Source organism: Sphingomonas sp. (genome assembly GCF_036677245.1).
Classification (GTDB): Bacteria; Pseudomonadota; Alphaproteobacteria; order Sphingomonadales; family Sphingomonadaceae; genus Allosphingosinicella.
The window spans coordinates 47056-69641 of the sequence record NZ_JAKFCG010000082.1; the positions used below are offsets into that span (position 1 = coordinate 47056).

General features: G+C 65.6%; 21 protein-coding genes. 7 read left to right on the forward strand and 14 right to left on the reverse strand.

Features of this window, described 5'->3' with window-relative positions; translation table 11 throughout:
* Window positions 1–36 precede the first annotated feature (36 nt).
* Window positions 37–576 (forward strand): RNA 2',3'-cyclic phosphodiesterase, encoded by a 540-nt coding sequence (gene thpR / locus V6M48_RS09655; RefSeq protein ID WP_332812325.1) that lies wholly within the window; start codon window positions 37–39, stop codon window positions 574–576.
* 4 nt (window positions 577–580) lie between these two features.
* Here the strand turns inward: thpR and V6M48_RS09660 are convergent, their stop codons facing one another.
* The 5 genes from V6M48_RS09660 to V6M48_RS09680 form a co-directional block, all read right to left on the reverse strand.
* The gene (locus tag V6M48_RS09660) at window positions 581–1387 is read right to left on the reverse strand and encodes a fructosamine kinase family protein (protein ID WP_332812326.1); all 807 of its coding nucleotides are present in this window, start codon (window positions 1385–1387) and stop codon (window positions 581–583) included.
* Window positions 1384–1851 carry a low molecular weight protein-tyrosine-phosphatase gene (locus V6M48_RS09665; RefSeq protein ID WP_332812327.1) on the reverse strand — a complete coding sequence of 156 codons (468 nt, stop codon included), beginning with the start codon at window positions 1849–1851 and terminating at the stop codon, window positions 1384–1386. The genes V6M48_RS09660 and V6M48_RS09665 overlap by 4 nt, the downstream gene beginning before the upstream one ends.
* A gap of 8 nt (window positions 1852–1859) precedes the next feature.
* Complete coding sequence (locus V6M48_RS09670) at window positions 1860–2414, reverse strand: superoxide dismutase family protein (protein WP_332812328.1); 555 nt, start codon at window positions 2412–2414, stop codon at window positions 1860–1862.
* The gene (locus tag V6M48_RS09675) at window positions 2411–3805 is read right to left on the reverse strand and encodes a UDP-glucose dehydrogenase family protein (protein WP_332812329.1); all 1395 of its coding nucleotides are present in this window, start codon (window positions 3803–3805) and stop codon (window positions 2411–2413) included. The genes V6M48_RS09670 and V6M48_RS09675 overlap by 4 nt, the downstream gene beginning before the upstream one ends.
* Window positions 3806–4023: 218 nt before the next feature.
* A complete protein-coding gene (locus tag V6M48_RS09680; RefSeq protein WP_332812330.1) occupies window positions 4024–5139 on the reverse strand; it encodes an OmpA family protein in 1116 nt (371 codons plus the stop codon).
* Window positions 5140–5459: 320 nt separating this feature from the next.
* Here V6M48_RS09680 and V6M48_RS09685 point away from each other — a divergent pair, with 320 nt between their 5' ends.
* The 3 genes from V6M48_RS09685 (at window position 5460) to V6M48_RS09695 (ending at window position 9465) form a co-directional block, all read left to right on the forward strand.
* Complete coding sequence (locus V6M48_RS09685) at window positions 5460–7436, forward strand: hybrid sensor histidine kinase/response regulator (RefSeq protein ID WP_332812331.1); 1977 nt, start codon at window positions 5460–5462, stop codon at window positions 7434–7436.
* A gap of 261 nt (window positions 7437–7697) precedes the next feature.
* The gene (locus V6M48_RS09690; RefSeq protein ID WP_332812332.1) at window positions 7698–8096 is read left to right on the forward strand and encodes an SET domain-containing protein; all 399 of its coding nucleotides are present in this window, start codon (window positions 7698–7700) and stop codon (window positions 8094–8096) included.
* Window positions 8097–8196: 100 nt separating this feature from the next.
* On the forward strand, window positions 8197–9465 hold the full coding sequence (locus V6M48_RS09695) for a cyclopropane-fatty-acyl-phospholipid synthase family protein (RefSeq protein WP_332812333.1): 1269 nt from the start codon (window positions 8197–8199) through the stop codon (window positions 9463–9465).
* A 45-nt stretch (window positions 9466–9510) separates the two neighbouring features.
* Here the strand turns inward: V6M48_RS09695 and V6M48_RS09700 are convergent, their stop codons facing one another.
* Window positions 9511–10074 (reverse strand): helix-turn-helix domain-containing protein, encoded by a 564-nt coding sequence (locus V6M48_RS09700; RefSeq protein ID WP_332812334.1) that lies wholly within the window; start codon window positions 10072–10074, stop codon window positions 9511–9513.
* Between the two features lie 139 nt (window positions 10075–10213).
* Between V6M48_RS09700 and V6M48_RS09705 the strand changes: the two genes are divergently transcribed.
* Window positions 10214–11494, forward strand: a complete 1281-nt coding sequence (locus V6M48_RS09705) for a dicarboxylate/amino acid:cation symporter (RefSeq protein ID WP_332812335.1) — start codon at window positions 10214–10216, stop codon at window positions 11492–11494.
* Between the two features lie 134 nt (window positions 11495–11628).
* Window positions 11629–12198 (forward strand): hemerythrin domain-containing protein, encoded by a 570-nt coding sequence (locus V6M48_RS09710; protein ID WP_332812336.1) that lies wholly within the window; start codon window positions 11629–11631, stop codon window positions 12196–12198.
* Window positions 12199–12236: 38 nt separating this feature from the next.
* Here the strand turns inward: V6M48_RS09710 and V6M48_RS09715 are convergent, their stop codons facing one another.
* Complete coding sequence (locus tag V6M48_RS09715) at window positions 12237–12779, reverse strand: CAP domain-containing protein (protein ID WP_332812337.1); 543 nt, start codon at window positions 12777–12779, stop codon at window positions 12237–12239.
* A 131-nt stretch (window positions 12780–12910) separates the two neighbouring features.
* Here V6M48_RS09715 and V6M48_RS09720 point away from each other — a divergent pair, with 131 nt between their 5' ends.
* A complete protein-coding gene (locus tag V6M48_RS09720) occupies window positions 12911–14689 on the forward strand; it encodes an SLC13 family permease (RefSeq protein ID WP_332812338.1) in 1779 nt (592 codons plus the stop codon).
* A gap of 129 nt (window positions 14690–14818) precedes the next feature.
* Here the strand turns inward: V6M48_RS09720 and typA are convergent, their stop codons facing one another.
* The 7 genes from typA to V6M48_RS09755 form a co-directional block, all read right to left on the reverse strand.
* Window positions 14819–16639: a translational GTPase TypA gene (gene typA / locus V6M48_RS09725; protein WP_332812339.1), complete on the reverse strand. Its 1821-nt coding sequence runs from the start codon at window positions 16637–16639 to the stop codon at window positions 14819–14821.
* A gap of 71 nt (window positions 16640–16710) precedes the next feature.
* Window positions 16711–17142, reverse strand: coding sequence for a MarR family winged helix-turn-helix transcriptional regulator (locus V6M48_RS09730; protein ID WP_332812340.1), 432 nt, complete (start codon window positions 17140–17142; stop codon window positions 16711–16713).
* Window positions 17143–17224: 82 nt separating this feature from the next.
* Window positions 17225–17344 carry a DUF2474 family protein gene (locus V6M48_RS09735; protein WP_332812341.1) on the reverse strand — a complete coding sequence of 40 codons (120 nt, stop codon included), beginning with the start codon at window positions 17342–17344 and terminating at the stop codon, window positions 17225–17227.
* Window positions 17345–17351: 7 nt separating this feature from the next.
* The gene (cydB, locus tag V6M48_RS09740) at window positions 17352–18347 is read right to left on the reverse strand and encodes a cytochrome d ubiquinol oxidase subunit II (protein WP_332812342.1); all 996 of its coding nucleotides are present in this window, start codon (window positions 18345–18347) and stop codon (window positions 17352–17354) included.
* Window positions 18347–19807: a cytochrome ubiquinol oxidase subunit I gene (locus V6M48_RS09745; RefSeq protein ID WP_332812343.1), complete on the reverse strand. Its 1461-nt coding sequence runs from the start codon at window positions 19805–19807 to the stop codon at window positions 18347–18349. The genes cydB and V6M48_RS09745 overlap by 1 nt, the downstream gene beginning before the upstream one ends.
* Window positions 19804–20760: a glutaminase gene (locus V6M48_RS09750; protein ID WP_332812344.1), complete on the reverse strand. Its 957-nt coding sequence runs from the start codon at window positions 20758–20760 to the stop codon at window positions 19804–19806. Before V6M48_RS09750 ends, V6M48_RS09745 begins: the two co-directional genes overlap by 4 nt.
* A 122-nt stretch (window positions 20761–20882) precedes the next feature.
* Entirely contained in the window at window positions 20883–22586 is a 1704-nt protein-coding gene (locus V6M48_RS09755) for a dipeptidyl-peptidase 3 family protein (protein WP_332812345.1), read from the reverse strand.

The window sequence follows — 22586 nt, forward strand, 5'->3', positions numbered from 1 at the left end:
GTTCGCAGCCGTCCGCTTTGCCGGTAACGCGAACCCATGCATCGCCTGTTCGTCGCCATTCGCCCCCCGGCTCCGGTGCGCGCGCAGCTCCTGGCAATGATGGCGGGGATCGCCGGCGCGCGCTGGCAGAGCGAAGATCAGCTCCACCTCACCTTGCGCTTCATCGGCGAGGTCGAGCGGCCGGCCGCCGAGGATGTCGCGGCGGCGCTCGCCTCGATCCATCATCCCAGCTTCACGATCGCGCTCGGCGGGGTCGGCAGCTTCGAGAGGCGCGGAAAGGGCGCCTTGTGGCTTGGCGCGACGCCCGAGCACGATCTCCAGGCGCTGCACAAGAAGATCGACCAGGCATGCCAGCGGGTCGGCCTGGCGCCGGAAGGGCGCGCCTATCGTCCGCACGTCACCATCGCGCGGCTCGACCGGTCGACAGGCCCGATCCACGCTTTCGTCCAGGCTGCCGGCGGCGAGCGGAGCCCACCCTTCACCGTCGACAGCTTCTGCCTCTACGAAAGCGATCTGACGCCGGAAGGTCCGGTCTATTCGATCGTCGAGGCCTATCGGCTGGCTGCGCGATCCTGAGCGATCAGCAGCCATATTCGCCGAGTAGCCGGTCGACCATGCCGGCGTAGCTCGGCCCGAACAGCCGCAAGTGCACCAACGCCGGGAACAGCTGGTAGAGCGGGCGACGCTCCTCCCACCCCTCGTCGAGCGGCCCATAGCTCTCCCAGAACTCGTCGGGCGGCGTATCGAACAAGGCGACCATCGCCAGATCGACCTCGGAATGGCCGTGATAGCAGGCGGGATCGATCAGCGCAGCGAGCTGCCCGCCCGCGACGAGGATGTTGCCGCTCCACAAATCGCCGTGGAGATGCGCTGGAGGGGGCGAAGCCGGGAGCAGCTCCGCCACCTGCTCCGCCAGCGCCTCGACCCGTTCGCGCCATGGCCGGTCGAGGACCGAGGCGGTGGAGACCAATCTGTGCTCCGCCCAAAAGCGCGGCCAATCGCTCTGCGGCCGATTGGAGAGCTCGACCGTGCCGAGGCGGTAATCGACCGGCCAGCCATAGCTTTCTCCGGCCCGGGCGTGGAGACGGTGCAGCGCGCTGCCGATCTCGCGCCAGGCAGCCGGACTGAAGATGCCGTCATTGGCGACGAAGTCGAGCAGCAGGATGCCCTCATATTCGGCTTCGACCAGCGGCGCGGGCACGCCCGCCGCCGCGATCGAACGAAGCATCGCCGCCTCCGCCCCGCCGATCGCGGGTTTGGCGACCGCCGCCCGCCCGTCGCCGCGTGGAACCAGCAGCACTTCGGACAAATCCCCGCCGGCGAGGCGCTCGATGCGCTCCTCCGCCGTCCCGGTGAGCTCAGCCACCTTGCGGGAAAAGGCGCTCATCCCGTGCCGGAGATCTTCCGCGCCAGCGACCGCGCTCCGGCGGACACGTCGGACCAGGCCCGATCGAAATGTTCGGCCTCGCCGTAGAAAGGATCGGCGACCGGCTCCCCTTCCCTGCCGGCGACATGATCGAGCAGCAGCGACAGCTCCGCCTTGCTGCCCGGCGGCCGCATCGCTTCGAGATCGGCAAGGTTCTGCGCATCGAGCGCCACGATATGATCGAAGCGGTGGAAATCCTCCGGGCCGACCCGCCGCGCCCTGAGGTGCGAGACGTCGACGCCGTTGCGCAGCGCGACTTCCGCGGCGCGTGAATCCGGCGGACGCCCGAGATGCCAGTCCCCGGTTCCGGCGGAATCGACCTCGAGCTCCAGCCCGAGCTGCTCCGCCTCGCGTCGCATCGCGGCTTCGGCCAGCGGCGATCGGCAGATGTTGCCGAGGCAGACGAACAGGACCGAGGCTTTCATAGTCTCACTCAGCCAAGCACCCCGCACGCGATCCGCGCGCCGCTGTTGCCCGAAGGATCGGTCCGATAATCGTCAGCCGCGGCATGGATCATCACGCTGGCACCATCGGCGTCGAGCACCGGCGTTGCGCCGCCGCGCAGCGAAACCGCGTCGACGGTGAACGAGACGCTGCCGCGGCCGTCGGCGCCAACGAGGAGATTGGGCAGATCGCCCTTGTGCGTGCCTTGCGGATTATCCTTGCCGTGTTGGCGCGATGTCGGATTCCAATGCGGTCCCGCGCTCGCAAAATCAGGCGGATCGCAGCGGCCGACAGTGTGGATATGCGCGCCATAAGCACCAGGCGCCATCGCCACCGCGTCGATGCTGACGCGGACGCCGCCGTCGACATCCGCAACGCTCGCCTGCGCCTTCACGGTGCCGGCCGCATCGCGCAGCGGAGTGGCGGCGGGCGAAATCGCGGCGCCGTCGGTCGTGCCGCCGCTGTCTTGCGGCGCGGCGCATGCGGCAAGGGCTGCAAGCGCGAACATCGTACAGGCCAATCTTGTGCAGGCGGGTCTTTTCATGTCTCGTTCCTTTGTCTGACCGCTGAACGAGCCGCTTGCGGAACGGTTTCACCGTGCGGATCGCGCATTTGCACCGCCTGCGGGTTGCCGCCGCGGCCGATGCCGTGCCAGCTGAAACCTGCCTCGAGCAGGTCCTCGGTCGGGTAGACGTTGCGCAGGTCGACGAAGATCGGCTGCGCCATGCGCGAAGCGAGGCGCTTGAGGTCGAGCGCGCGGAACACGTCCCATTCGGTGACCAGCACGACGGCATCGGCCTCCTCCGCCGCCTCATACGGCCCTGACGCGAACTCGACATCGCGCATCAGCGGCCGTGCCTGATCCATCCCCTCCGGATCGTAGGCGCGGACTCGTGCGCCCGCATCGAGGAGCGCTTGCACGATCGCGAGCGAGGGTGCGTCGCGCATGTCGTCGGTGTTCGGCTTGAAGGTGAGGCCGAGCAGGGCCACCGTCCTGCCGCGCGCATCGCCGCCGAGCGCCTGGATGATCTTCCGCCCCATCGCGCGCTTGCGGCTGTCGTTGACCTTGACCACCGCCTCGACGATCCGCAGCGGCGCCTGGAAGTCTTCCGCCGTCTTCAGCAGCGCGAGCGTGTCCTTGGGAAAGCAGGAGCCGCCATAGCCCGGGCCGGCGTGGAGGAATTTGCCGCCGATCCGTTGGTCGAGCCCGATCCCGCGGGCGACGTCCTGGACGTCGGCGTCGACTGCCTCGCACAGGTCGGCGATCTCGTTGATGAACGTTATCTTGGTCGCCAGGAACGCATTGGCGGCATATTTGATAAGCTCTGCCGTGCGGCGGCTCGTGAACACGAGCGGCGCCTTGTTGAGATAGAGCGGACGATAGACCTCACGCATGATCTCCGCTGCGCTGTCATTATCGGTGCCGACGACGATACGGTCGGGACGCTTGAAATCCTCGATCGCCGCGCCCTCGCGCAGGAATTCGGGGTTGGAGACGACCCATGCCTCGGCATCCGGCGCCTCATCGCGAAGGATCCGCTCGACCTCGTCGCCGGTGCCGACCGGCACGGTCGATTTGGTGACGATCACTGCCGGCTTGACCAGCGCCCGCGCAATGTCCCGCGTCGCGGCGAAGACATGGCTAAGGTCGGCATGACCGTCGCCGCGGCGCGACGGCGTCCCGACAGCGATGAAAATCGCCTCGGCATCCGCAACGCCGCGCACCAGATCGGTCGTGAAGCCCAGACGTCCGCCACGAACGTTGCGCTCGACCAATTCGGCCAGGCCCGGCTCGAAGATCGGCATCTCGCCGCGCTCGAGTGCCGCGATCTTGGCCGCGTCAGTGTCGACGCAGGTCACGTGATGGCCAAAGTCGGAAAAGCAGGCACCCGAAACCAGACCCACATAACCGGTCCCGATCATCGTGATTTTCATCTTATGTCCTTGCGCGGCGGCAGAAGCTGCCGGTTGTCGCCCCCGCGGTTATCAAACTGATCGCATCGCGAACAGGGCCGGATCATATGTAAGCCGCCGACGGCTGCGCCACGACGGAACAGCTGTTCCCTAGCAAGGCGGACGCGCATCGGCCGAGCCAAAAAAATAGGAGCCGGCATTGCTGCCGGCTCCCAGTTTCGATCTTGGTCTGGTTGGGCTTAGCTGCCCGACCCCGGACCGAAGGTGATCTGCACGTTCCGGTTCTGCGGCTCGCGCACACCGTCGGCGGTTTCGACCAGCGGACGGCTTTCGCCGAGCGCTTCGGTCGCCATCGCACCGTCGGGAACGCCGCGGCCGGCCAGATAGGCCCTCACCGCGTCGGCGCGCCGTTGCGACAGGCCGACGTTATACTGGTCTGAACCAGAACGGTCGGCGTTACCGGCAAGCATCACCTGAGCCGAGCCAGTCTGCTGATACGTCGACGCGACGTTATCGAGGATGGCTGCAGCCTGCGGCGTGATGTCGGACCGATCCCAGTCGAAGAAGACGATGAACGGACCAACATTAGCCGGCGGCGGCGGCGGAGGCGGAGGCGCCATTTCCGGCGGCGGAGGCGGAGGCGGCGGCGGAGGCGGAGGCGGCGGGGGCGGCGCTGCGCCAAAGTTGAAGATCAGGCCGCCGAGCACGCTATGCGAACGATAGCGGGTTTCGACATCCATCCCCGCCACCGGGGCGTTGATGGCGGTCATCTTCAAATTGTCGGCGTTGAAGAAGCGATACTTCACGACCGCATCGACCGTGTCGCTGATCGGCGCGCGCATGCCGGCGATCGCCTGCCAGGCAAAGCCGCTGTCCTTGTCGTCAAGGAACGCAGTGCCGTTATCGAACGTGCGGACGTTGTTGAACTTCACCTCGGCCCAGCCGACACCACCGCCGACGAAACCGTTGATCCCGTCATCGGGGCCGAAGTCCAACATGGCATTGACCATGCCGCTCCACACGCTCGTGGAGCCGCCGCCAATGTCACTGCTGCCGATGAAGTTCGAGTAGGGCAGCCGGATCGTGTTGTCGAGCTTGTCGAGGCGAGCGTGCTTGTAGCCGCCCTCAACTTCGAGCCGGAAGGCGCCCATGTCGTAGCCGACGAGGATGTCGCCATCGTAGCCGTAATCGGAATCCAGTGTCACCGCGTTGTTGGTTGCACCGATGTCGAGGTCCATGTCCTCAACGATCATGGCCCCGAACTCTCCGCCGATGTACCAGGCGCCATCGCGTGCCATTGCCGGTGTGGCGAGCACGGTGGTCGAGAGCGCCATTGCTATGGCGAGCTTCCGCATAAAATATTCCCCTTTCTACAACGTTCCACTCGGAACGGATAAACTCATTACGGTACCAGAAGTTTCCGCGCAAGCACGACCCTGGCGTAGGTTCCAATCCGCCGCGCCGTGGAAAACCCCCGGTGGCATTTCAGACAGCGACGTAACGACATGGCGCAGCGTGGGTTTCATCCGGAAACGAAATGGACGCGTTTCTCGCATTGTGTGACATTATTGCCGCAACGCCGCAGCCGCTTGCGTTCCGCCGCGTTTCGCCGGCTAAGGGCGCGGCGACGGCTTGGCTCTCGCCTTCGCGCGATCAAACAATTAGGAACCGGCCCATGAAGCACCCCGGCTCGCGCCCTCGCAAATCGCTGCCCGCGCCGAGCGGATCCCGCCGTTTCCAGATGCTCGTGGATTCGATCCGCGACTATGCTGTCTACCTGCTCGACGCCGATGGTCACGTGCACAGCTGGAACAGCGGCGCACAACGCTTCAAAGGCTATACCGAAGAGGAGATCGTCGGACAGCATTTCTCGCGCTTCTACACGCCCGAGGATCGCGAATCGGGGCTCCCCGAGCGGGCGCTGCGCACCGTCGTCAACGAAGGCAAGTTCGAAGGCGAGGGCTGGCGCGTCCGCAAGGACGGCACGCGCTTCTGGGCGAGTGTCGTCATCGATCCGGTGTTCAACGAGGATGGCGAGCTGGTCGGCTTTGCCAAGGTCACGCGCGACATCAGCGACAAAAAGGCTGCCGAGCAGGCGTTGTTCCAGAGCGAACAGCGCTTCCGGATGCTCGTCCAGGGCGTGCGCGACTATGCGATCTACATGCTCGATCCGACCGGCCTGATCACGAACTGGAATGCCGGCGCGGAAGCGATCAAGGGTTATCGCGCCGACGAGATCGTGGGGCAGCATTTCTCGCGCTTCTACACCGAGGAGGATCGTGCCTCGGGCGAGCCGCAACGCGCGCTGCAGACCGCCGTCAGCGAAGGGAAATATGAGAAGGAGGCGTGGCGGGTCCGCAAGGACGGGACCCGCTTCTGGGCCAGTGTCCTGATCGACCCGATCTACGACGACACCGGCGTCCTCGCCGGCTTCGCCAAGATCACGCGCGACATCACCGAGCGCCGCAGGGCGCAGGAAGAGATAGAAAAAGCGCGCGAGGCGCTGGCCCAGGCTCAGAAGATGGAAGCGATCGGACGGCTGACCGGCGGCGTGGCGCATGATTTCAACAATTTGCTGACCATCATCCGCTCGTCGGTCGACATGCTCCGCCGCGGCACGCTCAGCGAAGAGAAACGCGCCCGCTATTTCGACGCGATCGCCGAGACCGCGGACCGTGCGGCGCTGCTGACGGGGCAGCTGCTGGCATTCGCGCGCCGCCAGCCGCTCCGGCCCGAGCTGTTCGACGTCGCGGTCCGGATCAGGGGGCTGGAGCAGATCATCGCCACCAGCGTCGGTTCGCCGATCAAGGTCGAACTGGATGTGGGCGGCGACATCGGCTCGGCCGAAGCCGACCCCAATCAGTTCGAGACCGCCGTCCTCAACATGGTCATCAACGCGCGCGACGCGATGGCGGACGGGGGACGCCTGAAGATCAGCGCGCGCACCGTCGATTCCATTCCAGCCGTGCGCGGCCATGCGTCGGCGCGAGGAGCGTTCGTCGCAGTTTCGGTCGAAGACAGCGGCACCGGCATCGAGCCGACCACGCTGGAGCGGATTTTCGAGCCTTTCTTCACCACTAAGGAGGTCAACCGGGGCACCGGCCTCGGCCTCAGCCAGGTTTATGGCTTCGCCAAGCAATCGGGCGGCGAGATCGACGTCTCCAGCCGCCTCGGCGAAGGCACGATCTTCACGCTCTACCTTCCCCACGCCAGGAATGGCCGCGGTGAAAACAGCAATGACGGACAAATGGCCGACACCGCCGCTCCCGCCGGGCACGCGCGGATCCTCCTGGTCGAGGATAATGAGAACGTCGGCGAGTTCGCGCTTGGCCTGCTGCGGGAGCTGGGACAATCGGTCACGTGGGAGACCAATGCACGAGCGGCGTTGGAGACGCTCGAAGCACGGCGCGGCGAGTTCGACGTCGTCTTTTCCGACGTGGTGATGCCGGGAATGAACGGGATCGAACTGGGGCGCGAAATACGCAACCGCTGGCCCGATCTGCCGGTGGTGCTCACGAGCGGCTACAGCCATGTCCTCGCCGAGGAAGGCAGCCACGGCTTCCAGCTTCTGCAGAAGCCTTACTCTATCGAAGCTTTGCTCGCGGTGCTCAACGGCGCCGGCAAAAGGCCGAGGGACGCCGGCACCGAGTGAGCGCCGTCAAATGATAAAAAGCTGGCGCGTTACGCCACAGGCGCCAGACCTGGCGAAGAAGGTCCGGCTGTTCCGGACGGGACCTGCTTCGACGTTTTTACATGCGGTGTGAGAGTGATACGGCGCGCTCAATGCACTAATCTGGATTAAGTTCCTCCGCGCTGACCCTGTAAGGGGAAAAAAAGCTGAATTAGAACGTTCGCGCTCGAACCGGCCTTTGTTCCACAGGCACATTGTCCTCACAGGGAAGTAATTGCGCCTATGCTGCTGATCCCAACCTATGTCGCCCCGTCTCGAATCGAAGGCGTCGGCGTATTCGCCGCGGAAGACATCCCGGCAGGGACTTTGATCTGGCAGCTCGATGCGTCGCTCGACCGTCTGCTTTCGAAGGACGACATCGCGGCGCTTCCCGAAATTCATCAGGCTTTCGTCGAGCGCTACGGCTATCCCTATCCGCACGACCCCAGCATGACGATCGTCGAACTCGACAACGGCCGCTTCATGAACCATTCGACCGCGCCCAACACCAATTTTTCCGATGCCGATTCCGGCTTCACGCGCATCGCGATCGCGGCGCATGAAGAGCTGACCTGCAATTATTCCGAATTCGATCCAAGCTTCGAAATCCTGCCCGGCCGATTGTTCGTATCGGTCACTTGAAGGTCGCCCGGCAGCGGCAGTTCAACTCTGCCTGGCGGCGCCGACAACCGATCATACCGTTTCGGTTGCGCTCGAACGAACCTTTGTTATTGTTTCGCTGATGTGGCTCCTCGACAAAATGCTCCGCCGTCTCGTCAAGCGAGGCGAACTCACGGTCACCGATCATGACGGCAAGGAGTACCGTTACGGTGCTGCCGAGCCGGGATGGGAGCCGATCAAGGTCCGACTGACCGACCGCGGTGCTGCCCTCGCGATCGCGTCCGATCCGCGAGTCGGCGCCGGCGAGGCCTATATGGACGGCCGACTCGTCGTCGAGCAGGGCGACATCCGCGACCTGATCCTGCTTGCGCGCTACAATGCGCCGTGGGAGAGCCAGGGCGTCCTCAAGCCCAAGGGCCTGCTGCGCCAGGCGGCGCGCGCGCTTGCGGGCAAGGTCGATCAGATCAATTGGAAGACGCGCTCGCGCCGCAATGCCGAGCATACCTACAATCTCACGCGCCGCCTCTATGAACTGTTCCTCGACGAGGACCGGCAATATACCTGCGCTTACTATCGCGACACGGGCGACAGCCTCGAGCAGGCGCAGCTCGACAAGAAAGCGCATATCGCCGCCAAGCTGAACCTCAAGCCGGGCATGCGTGTGCTCGACATCGGCTGCGGCTGGGGCGGGCTCGCGCTCTATCTTCACCGCCACTACGATGTCGACGTGGTCGGAGTCGCGCTGGCCCCGGACCAGATCGCCTTCGCCAACGAGCGCGCCGCCGAGGCGGGCGTGGCGGACCGGGTCAAATTCGAGCTGATGGACTATCGCGACGTCGTCGGGCCGTTCGACCGCATCACCAACGTCGGTCTGATCGAGCATCTCGGCACGCCGCACTACCCCGGCTTCTTCGCCAAATGCCACGACCTGCTCGCGCCTGACGGGGTCATGCTTTCCCACTGCTGCGGTCGTGTCAGCCCGCCGGGCACGACCGACAAATGGACACGCAAATATATCTTCCCCGGCGGCTACATTCCGGCCCTGTCCGAGATCGTGAAGGAAGCCGAGCGCAACAAGCTGATCGTCGCGGATGTCGAGACCTTGCGCTACCATTATGCGCACACGCTCAAGGAATGGTACTTCCGCACGCTCGCCGCCGAGCAGGAGATCGTCGAGCTCTACGACCGCCGCTTCTTCCGGATGTGGCAATTCTATCTCGCCGGCGCCGAGGCCGCCTTCACTTATGGCGGGATGGTCAATTTCCAGGTCCAGTATCTGCGCCGGCGGGACGCCATTCCGATCACGCGCGACTTCATGTTCGTCGAGGAGGAGCGGCTGCGCGGCCTCGAACAGGCGCCCGAATGGCATATCAGGGCGGCTGCCGAATGACGGCGTGAGGGAGCAGCCTTCGCCCGACAGAGGGGCGCAATGCTTTCAAAGGGTGCGGATCAGCCTGACCGCCACCGCACCCCACGGCGGATCCGCGATCACCATCTGCCGCTGTCCCGAGCCCAGAGGCAGGATGTGGAGCCTGCCCTGCTCGCGCCCGATCAGGCGGCCGAACAGAAAGCGCCCGGCCGGCCGCGGCAGCAGCACGTCGCGGTTCAGCGCCGCCCCGAACTCCTCCGGCTCGAGCCGCTCGCACCAGATCTCGTCGCCGTTGCGATAGTCGCCGATCCCCGATGCGACCTGGATTGCGACCAGGCCAGGTGCCACGCGCGGCGCGAGCGCCACCGCATCGCGGCGAGGCGCGTGGGCGCCCTCGTGATCGAGCAAAGCGACGACAGGCAGGTCCTCGCTCTGCGGGAACGTGACCAGATCGCCCGCCTCGACCTGCAGCGCGGCGGCGATACGGTTGAGCCAGCCGACCGACACGGTGCGGGTCCCCGTCTCGAGCCTGCCGATCGTCTGCGGGGTGGTCGGCGGGGCGCAGCGCTCCGCCACGTCCTGCAACGTCAGGTTCCTGGCCCGCCTGACCTCACGGATGCGCGTGATCAATTTCCTGCTCCCTAACCAGGCCGGTTCGGATTGATCCTATAAAAGAGCAGGATTGGCAAGTGGCACAGCCCGGCGGCGCTCATTCCGGCTCGACCACGGCCCGCTTTCTATGCGGCGCCGGGCGGGCTAAGCCGAGAGCATGTCGCAGCCCGCCCGCGTCCTGCTTGCTCTGATGCTCGGCATCGCCCTCGGCATCGCCAGCACGGCGGCTGCCGGCGGTGCCTTCACCGCGAGGCTGATCGCGCTCGCGGAGCCGGTCGGCGGCCTGTGGCTCGACGCGCTGCGGATGACGATCATCCCGCTGGTGGTCGCCTTGCTGATCACCGGCATAGCGGCGACCGCCGAGGCCGCGCGCGCGGGGCGGCTCGCCGGGCGCGCGCTGATCCTGTTCCTGATCATCCTGTGGACCTCGTCGATCCTCGCCGCATTGCTGCTGCCGCTGATCCTGGAGCTGTGGCCGCTTCCCGCGGCCGGCGCCGAAGCGTTGCGCGCCGCGCTTGGCGCAACACACGCGCCGGTCGGGACGGTTCCGCCGGTCAGCGAATTTCTCCGTTCGATCGTGCCGAGCAACCCGGTCGCGGCGGCAGCGAATGATGCGATCCTGCCGTTGATCCTGTTCACCACCTTGTTCGGCTTCGCGGTGACTCGCCTACCGCCCGAGCCGCGCAAGCAGCTCACCGCCTTCTTTTCGGCCGTGGCGGACGCGATGCTGGTCCTGATCGGGTGGGTCTTGTGGATCGCGCCGCTTGGTGTGTTCGCGCTGGCGTTGGTCGTCGGCGCGCGCGCCGGCGCCGGCGCGGTCGGCGCTTTGATCCATTATGTCGTGGTGGTGTCGGCGATCGGCATTGTCGTGTGGCTGCTCGCCTACCCGCTCGCGCGTTTTGCGGGCGGGGTTCGGTTCGCCGTCTTCGCCCGCGCCGTGGCGCCGGCGCAGGCGGTCGCGGTCAGCACGCAAAGCTCGCTCGCCTCGCTGCCGCCGATGCTTGCCGCCGCGGAACGCCTGGGGATCTCGGTCAATGCGGCGGGCGTCGTGCTGCCGCTCGCGGTCGCCTTGTTCCGCGCGACCGGACCGGCGATGAATCTCGCGGTCGTGCTCTACGTCGCGCATTGGTACGGCATCGCGCTCGGCCCGGTGCAGATCGCCACCGGCATTGCGGCGGCGGCGATCACCACGATGGGCGCGGTGAGCCTTCCGGGGCAGGTGAGCTTCATCACCTCGATCGCACCGATCGCGCTTGCGATCGGCGTGCCGATCGAGCCGCTCGCGCTGCTGATCGCAGTCGAGACGATCCCCGACATCTTTCGCACCGTCGGCAACGTCACGATGGATGTCGCCGTCACCGCCACCGTCACGCGCGATGGCGACGGCGCCGATCCGGGCGGACCATCGCGGCGCACCACCGATGGGGTTGCTCCCTAGCCGGACGATCGCGCCCAAGGCCGAAAGCTGCGGATGCCCGGCGCAGCGTCCTATGTCTTTGTACGAACGCAAGGAACTGCCGTCGCCGAGCGCCGTTCACCGCGAAACGACATCGCACAAAAAGGACCGGCAAGATGGGCAAATATGTCGAACGGGGCAAAGCGGAGCCACATGTCGTCGCAAAGGACGATCCGCTGGCGATCTCGCTGTTGAAGGAGGAGCATCTCATCTTCCGCCAATTGTTCGATCGCGCCGAGGAAGCCGAGGGCGATGAGCTGATTGGGGTGGCGCGCGAGCTGTGCATGCGGCTCGGCGTCCACATGACGATCGAGGAGGAATTGCTCTATCCCGCGCTCAAGCCGATCCTGGGCGATGAAGAGGTCAACGAAGGCATCGTCGAGCATCAGTCGGGCAAGCTGATCGTCGCCGAGCTCGAGCAGCTCAATGGCACCGAGGAATTGTTCAAGACCAAGGTGCACGTGCTTGGCGAAGTGACGATGCACCACGTCGACGAGGAAGACGAGGACATGTTCGAGGACGCCAAGCAGGCGCACCGCGACAAGCGCATCGACCTCGACGAGCTCGGCAAGCAGCTCGATGCACGGCGCGCGGAGCTGTACGAGAATATCGCCGCGAGCGGCGATGAAGGCGTCACCTGCGATGCCGAGGCCAACGAAGTGGAAAGCGTGGCGACAGCGGGCTGAGCATCATCGCATGCGCGGTCCGCCCCCCACGCGGGCGATCAGAACGGGCGTTCGCCGATGACGTTGCCGCCTTCGAGGTACCGGCAGACCAGGAACTCATAGTCCTTGTTTTCGGTCACCGCGCAGCCGACGCTGCCCGTCGAACGCCACATCAGCTGCGTGTAATGGCCGACATCCTCGAGGTCGCCGGTGCGGCTGTTCGCGGGAAAGACGCCAGGCTTGAAGTGCTTCTTCTCCTCGATCCACATTCCGACCATGTCCTCCGGGGTGAAATGCCCGCGCGTGCCGAGCCACAAATTCTCCCCCTCCGGATCGGCATCGCGAGGATCGTCGGGATAATGTTCGAGGTCGTTGATTTGGACGAGATAATCACCCCATTCCGCAGCCGACGTCGCGAGCGCTTTGTCCCAGCGGAGCGTCGGTATCCCGGCGGCGTCGCGCTCGCGATTGTGCGCGGCAAGCAGCCTTTGCTCGAGGTTGGACGTTCGCCCGATATTGCCCTGGAGGAGGAGCGACGAGCAGGCGAGCGCCACAAGCGCGGCGGCCCGCCCGATTGGTGCAAGTTTGCTGCGGCCCGACATTATTGGTTCCCATCCGGAGGTCGGCCGGGAGTATCGGCGTCGTCGCTTGCGCAGGGATTGCCGAAGATGGTTGACGCGCGGTCAACCCTGTCGGCTCGGCCGCAGGGCGCGCCAATCCGCGATCGAACGTCATGACGCTCCAGCAGATGCTGGCATTCGGCGTGCTCGCCGGAATGATGCTGCTCTTCATCTGGGGCCGGCTGCGGTACGATCTGGTGGCGATCGTCGCGTTGCTCGCCGCGGTGGCGGTCGGCGTCGTGTCTCCCGACGATGCCTTTTCGGGCTTTTCGGATGACATCGTGATCATCGTCGCTTCGGCGCTGGTTGTCAGCGCCGCAGTCGCGCGCTCGGGCGTGATCGAAGCCGCGCTGGCACGCGTATCGAGCGGCGTCTCGAAGGTGAGCTCGCAGATTTTCCTGCTGGTCGCGTCGGTGACCTTCCTGTCGGCGCTGGTCAAAAATATCGGCGCGCTGGCGATGCTGATGCCCGCGGCCTTCCAGATGGCCAAGAAGTCGAATGCCTCGCCATCCTGTTTCCTGATGCCGATGGCGTTCGGATCATTGCTCGGCGGCCTCATCACGTTGGTCGGCACGTCCCCGAACATCATCGTCTCGCGCGTGCGCGAAGAAATGACCGGCCAGCCGTTCGGCATGTTCGATTATGCCCCGGTCGGGCTCGGGCTTGCGCTGACCGGCCTGATATTCCTGCGCTTCGGCTATCGGCTGCTTCCCTCGGACCGCCGGGCGGCACCGACCCTCGGCGAAGCGCTCGACATCAGCGACTATGTGACCGAAGCGCGGATTCCCGAAGCTTCGGCCGCGCATGGAATGACCATCGCCGAGCTAAAGGCGCGCATCGACGACGACATCGCGATCACCGGGGTCCACCGGCCCGACGACAGCCGCGCAATGCCGCTGCCCGACGTCGAACTCCACACCGGCGACGTGCTGCTGCTCGAGGGCGAGCCCGAGGCGCTGGAGCGGGCCATCGCCAAGCTCGGGCTCGAGCTTGCCGGCCAGCATCGCGCAGCGGTCACCGAAACATCGTCGGGCGACATGGGGGTGATCGAGGCCGTCGTCGGCGCCAATTCCCTGCTCGTCGGCCAGGCCGCCGGCCGCATGGTCCTGCACGACCGCCATGGGGTCAACCTGCTCGCCGTGTCGCGCAGCGGCCAGCGCATCGTCTCGCGCCTGCGCGACATCGTCCTCTCGCCCGGCGACGTGATCGTGCTTCAGGGCAAGCTCGATACCTTGCCCGAACGGCTGCGCGACCTTGGCTGCCTGCCGCTCGCGGAACGCACGTTGCGCTTCGGCAAGAGCACACGCGGGCTGGTGCCGATCGTCATTCTCGCCGGCGCGATGGTGCTGACCGCGCTCGGCTACGTGCCGGTGGCGATGGCGTTCTTCGGCGCGGCGGCGCTGATCATGCTCACCGGCGCGTTGCCGGTGCGCGAAGCCTATGACCATATCGAATGGCCGATCCTGGTGATGATCGGCTGCCTGATCCCGGTCTCGGATGCGCTGCGCACCACCGGCGGCACCGACCTGATCGCGACCTGGCTCTCGGGAACCGCCTCGGTACTGCCGGCGTGGGGCGCGGTCGCCCTGATCCTGGTCGCGGCGATGGCGGTGACGCCGTTCCTCAACAATGCAGCGACGGTGCTGGTCATGGCGCCGATCGCGGCGGAATTCGCCGGCAATCTCGGCTATCGTCCCGAAGCCTTCCTGATGGCGGTGGCGGTCGGCGCGGGCTCGGACTTCCTCACGCCGATCGGCCACCAGTGCAATACGCTGGTGATGGGGCCCGGCGGCTATCGCTTCGGCGATTACGCGCGGCTCGGCGCGCCACTGTCCTTGCTCGTCGTGCTGGTCGGCGTTCCGTTGATCCTGATGACCTGGCCGTTGCGCTGATCGCCGACCACGAGTGAGCGGGCCGATCCTAGACTCGATGCCGGTTTGATTGAACCGGGATCGAGCTGATTTCTTTTGTTCGCCGTGATTTGCGAGTCGTCAGGTGATTCCCCCTGACTTGAGATCGCTTTAGCCGGTAGCGGCCGAGCGGCTCGCCTTCTTGCGCTCGTGCGGGTCGAGGTGGCGCTTGCGCAGCCGGATCGACTTGGGCGTGACTTCGACCAGCTCATCGTCCTGGATGTAGGCGATCGCCTGCTCCAGGGTCAGGCGCTTGGGCGGAGTCAGCCGGATCGCATCGTCCTTGCCGCCCGAAGCGCGGAAGTTGGTCAGCTGCTTCGACTTCATCGGATTGACGTCGAGATCTTCGGGCTTGGCATTCTCGCCGATGATCATGCCTTCGTAGACCGGCTCCTGCGGACCGACCATGAGGACGCCGCGCGCCTCGAGCGGCCCCAGCGCGTAGGTGACCGTCTCGCCCGAGCCGTTGGAGATGAGGACGCCGTTCTGCCGGCCCTCGATCTTGCCTTTATACGGGCCGTAGCGTTCGAACATCCGGTTCATGAGCCCGGTGCCGCGCGTATCCGACAGGAATTCGCCGTGGTAGCCGATCAGGCCGCGCGACGGCCCGGAGAAGGTGATGCGGGTCTTGCCGCCGCCCGACGGCCGCATGTCCGTCAGCTCGGCTTTGCGTTGGGCCATCTTTTCGACGACCGTGCCCGAATGCTCCTCGTCGACGTCGATGACGACCTGCTCGTACGGCTCCTCGCGGCCGTTGGGGCCGTCCTTGAACAGCACGCGCGGGCGGCTGATGGTCAGCTCGAAGCCCTCGCGGCGCATCGTCTCGATCAGCACGCCGAGCTGAAGCTCGCCGCGGCCCGCGACCTCGAAAGCGTCCTTTTCGGCGCTCTCGGTGATCTTGATCGAGACATTGCCTTCCGCTTCGCGCTCGAGCCGGTCGCGGATCATGCGGCTGGTGACCTTGGACCCTTCGCGGCCGGCCATTGGGGAATCGTTGACGGTGAAGGTCATCGCCAGGGTCGGCGGATCGATCTTCGCCGCGTGAAGCGGCTCGGTCACCGCGGGCTCGACGATCGAGTTGGAAACGGTGGCCTTGGTCAGGCCCGCGATCGCGACGATGTCCCCTGCCCCGGCCTGGTCGACCGGCACGCGCTCGAGGCCGCGAAACGCCATGATCTTGGTGGCGCGGCCTTCCTCGACGATATTGCCTTCGTCGTCGATCGCCTTGATCGGCATGTTGAGCGTGAGCTTGCCAGAGGCGATGCGGCCGGTCAGCACGCGGCCGACGAAATTGTCGCGATCGAGCAGTGTGGCGAGCATCTTGAACGGCCCGTCGGGATCGGCCTCCGGAGCCGGCACGTGCTTGACGATCGTCTCAAACAAAGGGTTCAGATCGCCTTCGCGGACATCCTGGGTCAGGCCGGCAAAGCCGCCGCGGCCGCTTGCGTAGAGGGTCGGGAAATCGAGTTGCTCGTCATTGGCTTCGAGGCTCAGGAACAGCTCGAACACCTCGTCGAGCACCTCTGACGGGCGGCCGTCGGGACGGTCGATCTTGTTGACGACGACGATCGGCTTGAGGCCAAGCGCGAGCGCCTTGCCGGTGACGAACTTGGTCTGCGGCATCGGCCCTTCGGCGGCGTCGACGAGCAGGATCACGCCATCGACCATCGACAGGATGCGCTCGACCTCGGCGCCGAAATCGGCGTGGCCCGGGGTATCGACGATGTTGATATGCGTTCCCTGCCATTCGACCGAGGTGCATTTCGCGAGGATGGTGATCCCGCGCTCCTTCTCGAGGTCGTTCGAATCCATCGCCCGCTCCTCGACCCTCTGGTTGTCGCGGAACGTACCGGATTGACGAAACAGCTGGTCGACGAGCGTCGTCTTGCCGTGATCGACGTGCGCGATGATCGCCACGTTGCGGAGGCTCATTTCAATTCGTCCTGATGTCGAGATAAGCCGCGCCCTATAGCGATGATATTGCGGCGCAACAAGGGCGGCTGCTAGCCGGCGCGGGTGAGCCGTTCGAGCAGCTCGACGGCGCGCAGCAGCGCGCGCTTCTCGCTTTCGGCGAGCGTGTCCAGACGCTTGGTCAGCGCTCCCACACGCTGCTTGCCCGCGCGCTCGAGCAACGACCTGCCAGCGTCGGTCGCGCTGATCCGAACGCTGCGACGATCGGCGGGCACGGTCTCGCGGAGCACCAGCCCCTCCTGCACGAGCTCTTCGACGACCCGCGACATGGTTGGTGCCCGCACCTGCTCGGCGGCGGCGAGCGCGCTCAGTGAAAGCGGCCCGGCACGGACGATCGCCGCGAGCGCAGCGAGCCGCGGTGGGCTGATCAGGTCGCTGCCCTGGTCGCGCCGCACGACGCGAACCAGCTTGGCGGAAACCGAGTCCAGCCGCGACGCCATCTGCTGGGTAAATTGCTCGTTCACATGTCCCCCGGAAGTGATTAGCAATTCTAACTGTTTAGCTCAATAAATTGTTATGCTTCGTTAAAGACGCCGTGGCAGCGTGTCAGCCGATCCACAGCCGGAGCAGGAATGCGATCGCCGCGACCGCCGCGACGCCGCCCGCCCACAGGCCGGCGAACCAGGCCAGACGCTTCCACAATGGGCCAGGCGCAGCGTCGCCCATCGTCTGCCTAATGGTAGCCCTGCTCGCCGACCTTGCCGCGAAACACCCAATAGGACCAGGCGGTGTAGGCAAGGATCAGCGGGATCAGCGCCGCTGCGCCGATCAGCAGGAAGAGCTGGCTCTGGTACGGCGCCGCGGCTTGCCAGATCGAGACCCGGCCCGGGATCACGTCCGGCCAGATCGAAATTCCCAGCCCGACGAAGCTCAGCGCGAACAGGCCGAGCGCCCACAGGAACGGCGCGGCATCGGCACCTCGCCCAAGGCTCCGCCACGCCGCAAGCGCCGTCAGCACAACGAGCAGCGGCATCGGGATGGTCACGATCATTCCCGGCCAGTCGAACCAGCGCTCGAAATATTTGCGCTCGACGAACGGGGTTGCTAGGCTGACCAGAGCGATCGCGCCCAGCAAGGCCGGCAGCAGCCCCCGCGCGAACCGCCGCGCCCGAAGCTGCAGCGGCCCTTCGGTCTTCAAGATCAGCCAGCAGGCGCCGAGCAAGGCATAGCCGGCCACCAGGCTTGCGCCGGTCAGCAGGCTGAAGCCGCTCAGCCAATCCCACCAGCCGCCGCCGTAGCCGCGCCCCGAAACCTCGATGCCTTCGATCAATGCCCCTAAAGTGACGCCTTGGGCGAAGGTCGCGGCAATCGATCCGCCGAAAAAGCCGGCGTCCCAGAAGCGGCGGTGACGCGCGTCGCGCCAGCGGAATTCGAAGGCGACCCCTCGGAAGATCAGCGCGAGCAGCATCGCCGTCAGCGGCGCATAGAGTGCCGGCAGGATGATCGCATAAGCCAGTGGAAAGGCCGCGAGCAGCCCGCCGCCGCCGAGCACCAGCCAGGTCTCGTTGCCGTCCCACACCGGCGCGATGGCGTTCATCGCCTTGTCTCTTTGCTTGCCGACCGGCAGCAACGGGAAGAGGATGCCGATGCCGAGATCGAAGCCGTCCATCACGACATAAGCGGCGACCGCGAAGGCGATGATGACGGCCCAGATGATCGTGAGGTCCATCACCGCTCCTTCTCGTCTGTCTCTGGCCCGTCTGTCTCCGGCCCGTCCGTCTCCGGGCCGGGAGGAAGCCCGCGCAGTGCCGGCGACGGGGTGATGCCGGCGGTGCGGATCGGCGCGCTCGCCTCGCCGGGCTCGCCGGCGTGCGGCGGATGGGCCATCAGCCGCAAGATGTAGAGCGTGCCTGCCGAAAACACCGCGAAATAGACGAGCACGAAAGCGATCAGCGAACCGCCCACTCCCGGGCTCGCGATCGGCGAAACCGCATCCTCGGTGCGCAGCAGATGGTAGATCACCCAGGGCTGGCGGCCGACTTCGGTGGTGACCCAGCCGGCAATCACGGCGACGAAACCCGCCGGCCCCATCACCAGCGCGAAACGATGCAGCACGCGCCAGTCATAGAGACGCCCGAAAAGCCGTGCGGTCAGGCTCGCGAGCCCCAGCGCGAACATCAGCAGACCAAGCCCGACCATGATGCGGAACGACCAGAAGACGATCTCGACCGGAGGCCTGTCTTCGCGCGCGATGGTCTTGAGCCCGGCCACAGGCGCGTTCGCGTCGTGGTGGAGGATGAGCGAGGACAATTTCGGGATTTCGAGCAGCACGCGGGTTCGCTCGGCGTCGGGATCGGGAAGGCCGATCAGGATCAACGGCGCGCCGTCGGGATAGGAATCATAATGACCCTCCATCGCCATGACCTTCGCGGGCTGATGCTCGAGCGTGTTGAGGCCGTGCAGGTCGCCAGCGACGATCTGCAGCGGCGCGACCACCGCCGCCATCCACATCGCCATCGAGAACATGATGCGGATCTCAGGGCCGTCGCGGCGGCGCAGCAGATGCCAGGCGCCGACCCCGCCGACCACCAGCGCGGTCGTGAGATAAGCGGCGATCACCGTGTGGACGAGACGATAGGGAAAGCTCGGGTTGAAGATGATCGCGAGCCAGCTTCCGGCGGGCACGAACTGGCCCTGGCCGTTGATCGCCCATCCGGTCGGCGTGTGCATCCAGCTGTTAACCGACAGGATCCAGAAGGCCGAAATGACGGTGCCGAGCGCCACCATCAAGGTGGCGGCGAAATGCAGCCCTTTGCCCACCCTTTCCATGCCGAACAGCATCACGCCGAGGAAGCCGGCCTCGAGGAAAAAGGCGGTCAGCACCTCGTAGGCCATCAGCGGCCCGATGATCGGCCCGGCGCGATCGGAGAAGACCGACCAGTTGGTGCCGAACTGATAGGACATGACGATGCCGGAGACGACGCCCATCGCGAAGGCGATCGCGAAGATCTTCAGCCAGTAGCGGAAGAGGTTGAGGAAGGCGGCGTTGCCGGTCTTGAGCCATAAGGCCTCGAGCACCGCAAGATAGCTCGCGAGTCCGATGGAGAAAGCCGGGAAGATGAAGTGAAAGCTGACGGTGAATGCGAACTGGCACCGGGCCAGCAGCAACGCCGTTTCAGCATCGGTCATGCGAAGATCGACCAGCCCGTTCGCTCGACCAGTTTTTCCAGCATGATCGATCCGGTCAGCGAGGTGCCGGCGCTGTTCAAGCCCGGCGACCAGGCCGCGATCGCGCCGACTCGCGGCACGATCGCGAGAATCCCGCCGCTCACGCCGCTCTTGCCGGGCAAGCCGATGCGGAACGCAAAGTCGCCGCTGTTGTCATAATGGCCGCAGGTGACCATCAGCGCCAGAATACGGCGGGCGCGGCTGGCAAGCAGGATCTGATCGCCGGTCAGCGGATCGGTGCCGTCGAATGCGAGATAGAGCGCCGCCTTGGCGAGCTGGCGGCAGGTCATCGCGATCGCGCATTGGCGGAAATAGACCGAGACGACGTCCTCGACCGGGTGGCTGAGGTTGTTGAATGCGGCCATGTAATGAGCCAGGCTGCGGTTGAGCGAACCGCCCTGCGATTCCGATATCGCGACGCTCTGGTCGATCTCGACCGTACAGTCGCCGCACCGCTCGCGCAGGAATTCCATCAATTCGTTGACCGCGACATCGGGACTGTCATGCCCGATCAGCTGATCGTCCACGACCATCGCCCCGGCGTTGATCAGCGGGTTGCGCGGCTTGCCCTTTTCGAGCTCGAGCTGGACGACCGAGTTGACCGCCGAGCCGGACGCTTCCTTGCCGACATGGTTCCAGAGCGAGCCGCCGACATGCTGAAGCGCGAGCGACAATGAGAAGACGTTCGAGATGCTCTGGATCGAGAAGGCCTCGTCGGCGTCTCCGGCGGCAAAGGTGCGGCCATCGCCAAGCGCGACCGCGATCCCAAGCTTGCGCGGATTCACCTGCGTCAAGGAAGGGAGATAGGACGGCAACACTCCTTGCCCCTGATAGGCGGAGACATCGGCAACGGTCGCGTCGAGCGCCTCCTGAAGGTCGATCGGCAAATCCAGCGGGTGTTTCGCTTCAGTCATGGTGGTCCTTCAATTCCGGAGCTGGCGTGGCATGCGGCGGCGCCATCCGCGGGTGCGCTGAGCTGCCCTGCCTCAGCGCGAACCTACGCTTCCCGTTCCGCCGCGAAAACGAAAAATCGCGGTTAGAGGCTGTCCGGGTAGCGCGGCTGGATGTCGACCGGGATGTGGGTCATCGCGCCAAGCACCGCGTGCGCCTCGTCGTCCAGCCGCGCATGACGATCGAGGAACGCCTTGGCGCCGGCGTAATCGCCCTTGCCCTGGAGGCGGACGATATCGCCGACCAGGTCGCGCACCGCCGCCTCCATGCGGCTGTTATCGATCCGGAAGCGCCGCGCCCGCGCATCCCAGGCGAAAGCGCCTCTTTCCTTGAGATAGGAATATTGCGCCGCGGCGCCGCGGCCGTGCGCCTCGTCGATGCCGAAGCGCATCGCCCGGAACAGCCCCGCCAGATAGGTCGCGAACAGCTCGGGCTTCTCGCTTTGCGGAAACTCGCCCCGGCGCATCATGTAGAGAAGGTTCCACACCCCCATCACGTCGGCTTTGCCTTCCTCGAGCGCCGAACCCTGCTCCTTGAGCTCCTTGTCGACGCTCGTTCGCCGGCCTTCGATGGTGATCGAGCCCGGCCCGAGGCTATGCGACAGTTCGTGGAACAAGGTTTCCATCGTCATATATTTGCGGGTCACGAGGCGTGCCTGCTCGGGGACGAGGATCAGCGAGGCCATTGGCGCCAGAATGCGATCATATTTCGCGCCGAGCACGTTCGCGAGGATCACCTTCTTCGCGCCCTTCGCCTCGCGCACGCGCTCGTCGTTGGGAAGGTTGAATGCCACCGTCTGCACGCCGGGGACATTGTCGCCGCCGCCGTGGACCTGCTCGGCGACCAGGATCGGCGAGGCGAAGCCGCGCTGGAAATTCTTGTAGCGTTCCTCGACCGGGAGGTTGGCCTCCATGTCGCGCAGATGCTGCTTGTAGCGCGCGAGATCGGCGCTCTGCTTGGGATCCCGGAGCGTGACGAACGCCTCGAACGCGGTCTTCGCGCCGTAGAGGCGATCGGTATAGACTTCGTAGGGGCCGATCGCGACCTCGATCGGCGTTCCCTCGACATCCATCCAGGCGAGCTCGGACTGGTAATAATCGTCGTTGAGGAAGGCGTCGGCGCGAAGGCTGAGGAACCTCTTCAGGCTGGCATTGCTGGTCGTCGCCGCGGCCTTGCGCAGCGCCGCCGCCGCTGGGACGAGCCACTTCCGATATTCCTGGCTGTACGGAATTGCGACGAGCCGGTCGCCTTGCCGTTTCACGACCGTATAGGGGCTGAGCAGCGCCTGCCTTTGCTCGGGATGCGCCGCGAGATAGGCGTCGAGCTCCTCGCGGGTCAGGTCCGCCGGGTAGAAGCCCGCGCCTGGAGGGAGTGGCCGATTGCCGTAGAATGGACGGTTCTCGGCGAGCGTGTTCCACAGCCCGAAATGAAGCTCGACCATGTCGAGCAGCGCCGCCTTGCGCGGATCGTCGCTTGCGGCGATCTCGGCGATCAGCCGCGGATTTTCGGCGTGGACCTGGCGCAGATAGATCTGGCTCATCAGCTCCGCCGCCCGGATCAGGTGGTTCACGACCTGGCGTTCCTCGGCGTTGAGGAAGCTGGTGTCCGGGTTCATGTCGATGCGAACGATCTTCGCCCGCTGCGCGGCGAGATCATAGTCCGCCGGCGCCTGCTGCGCCGGGACCGATACGCTTTGCGTCGCGCTCGTCGTCGTCGGCGCGGCACACCCCGCCGTCGCCGCGATCATCACCACACACATCTTGCGCATCCAGGCCTCGAAGCTGCTCAA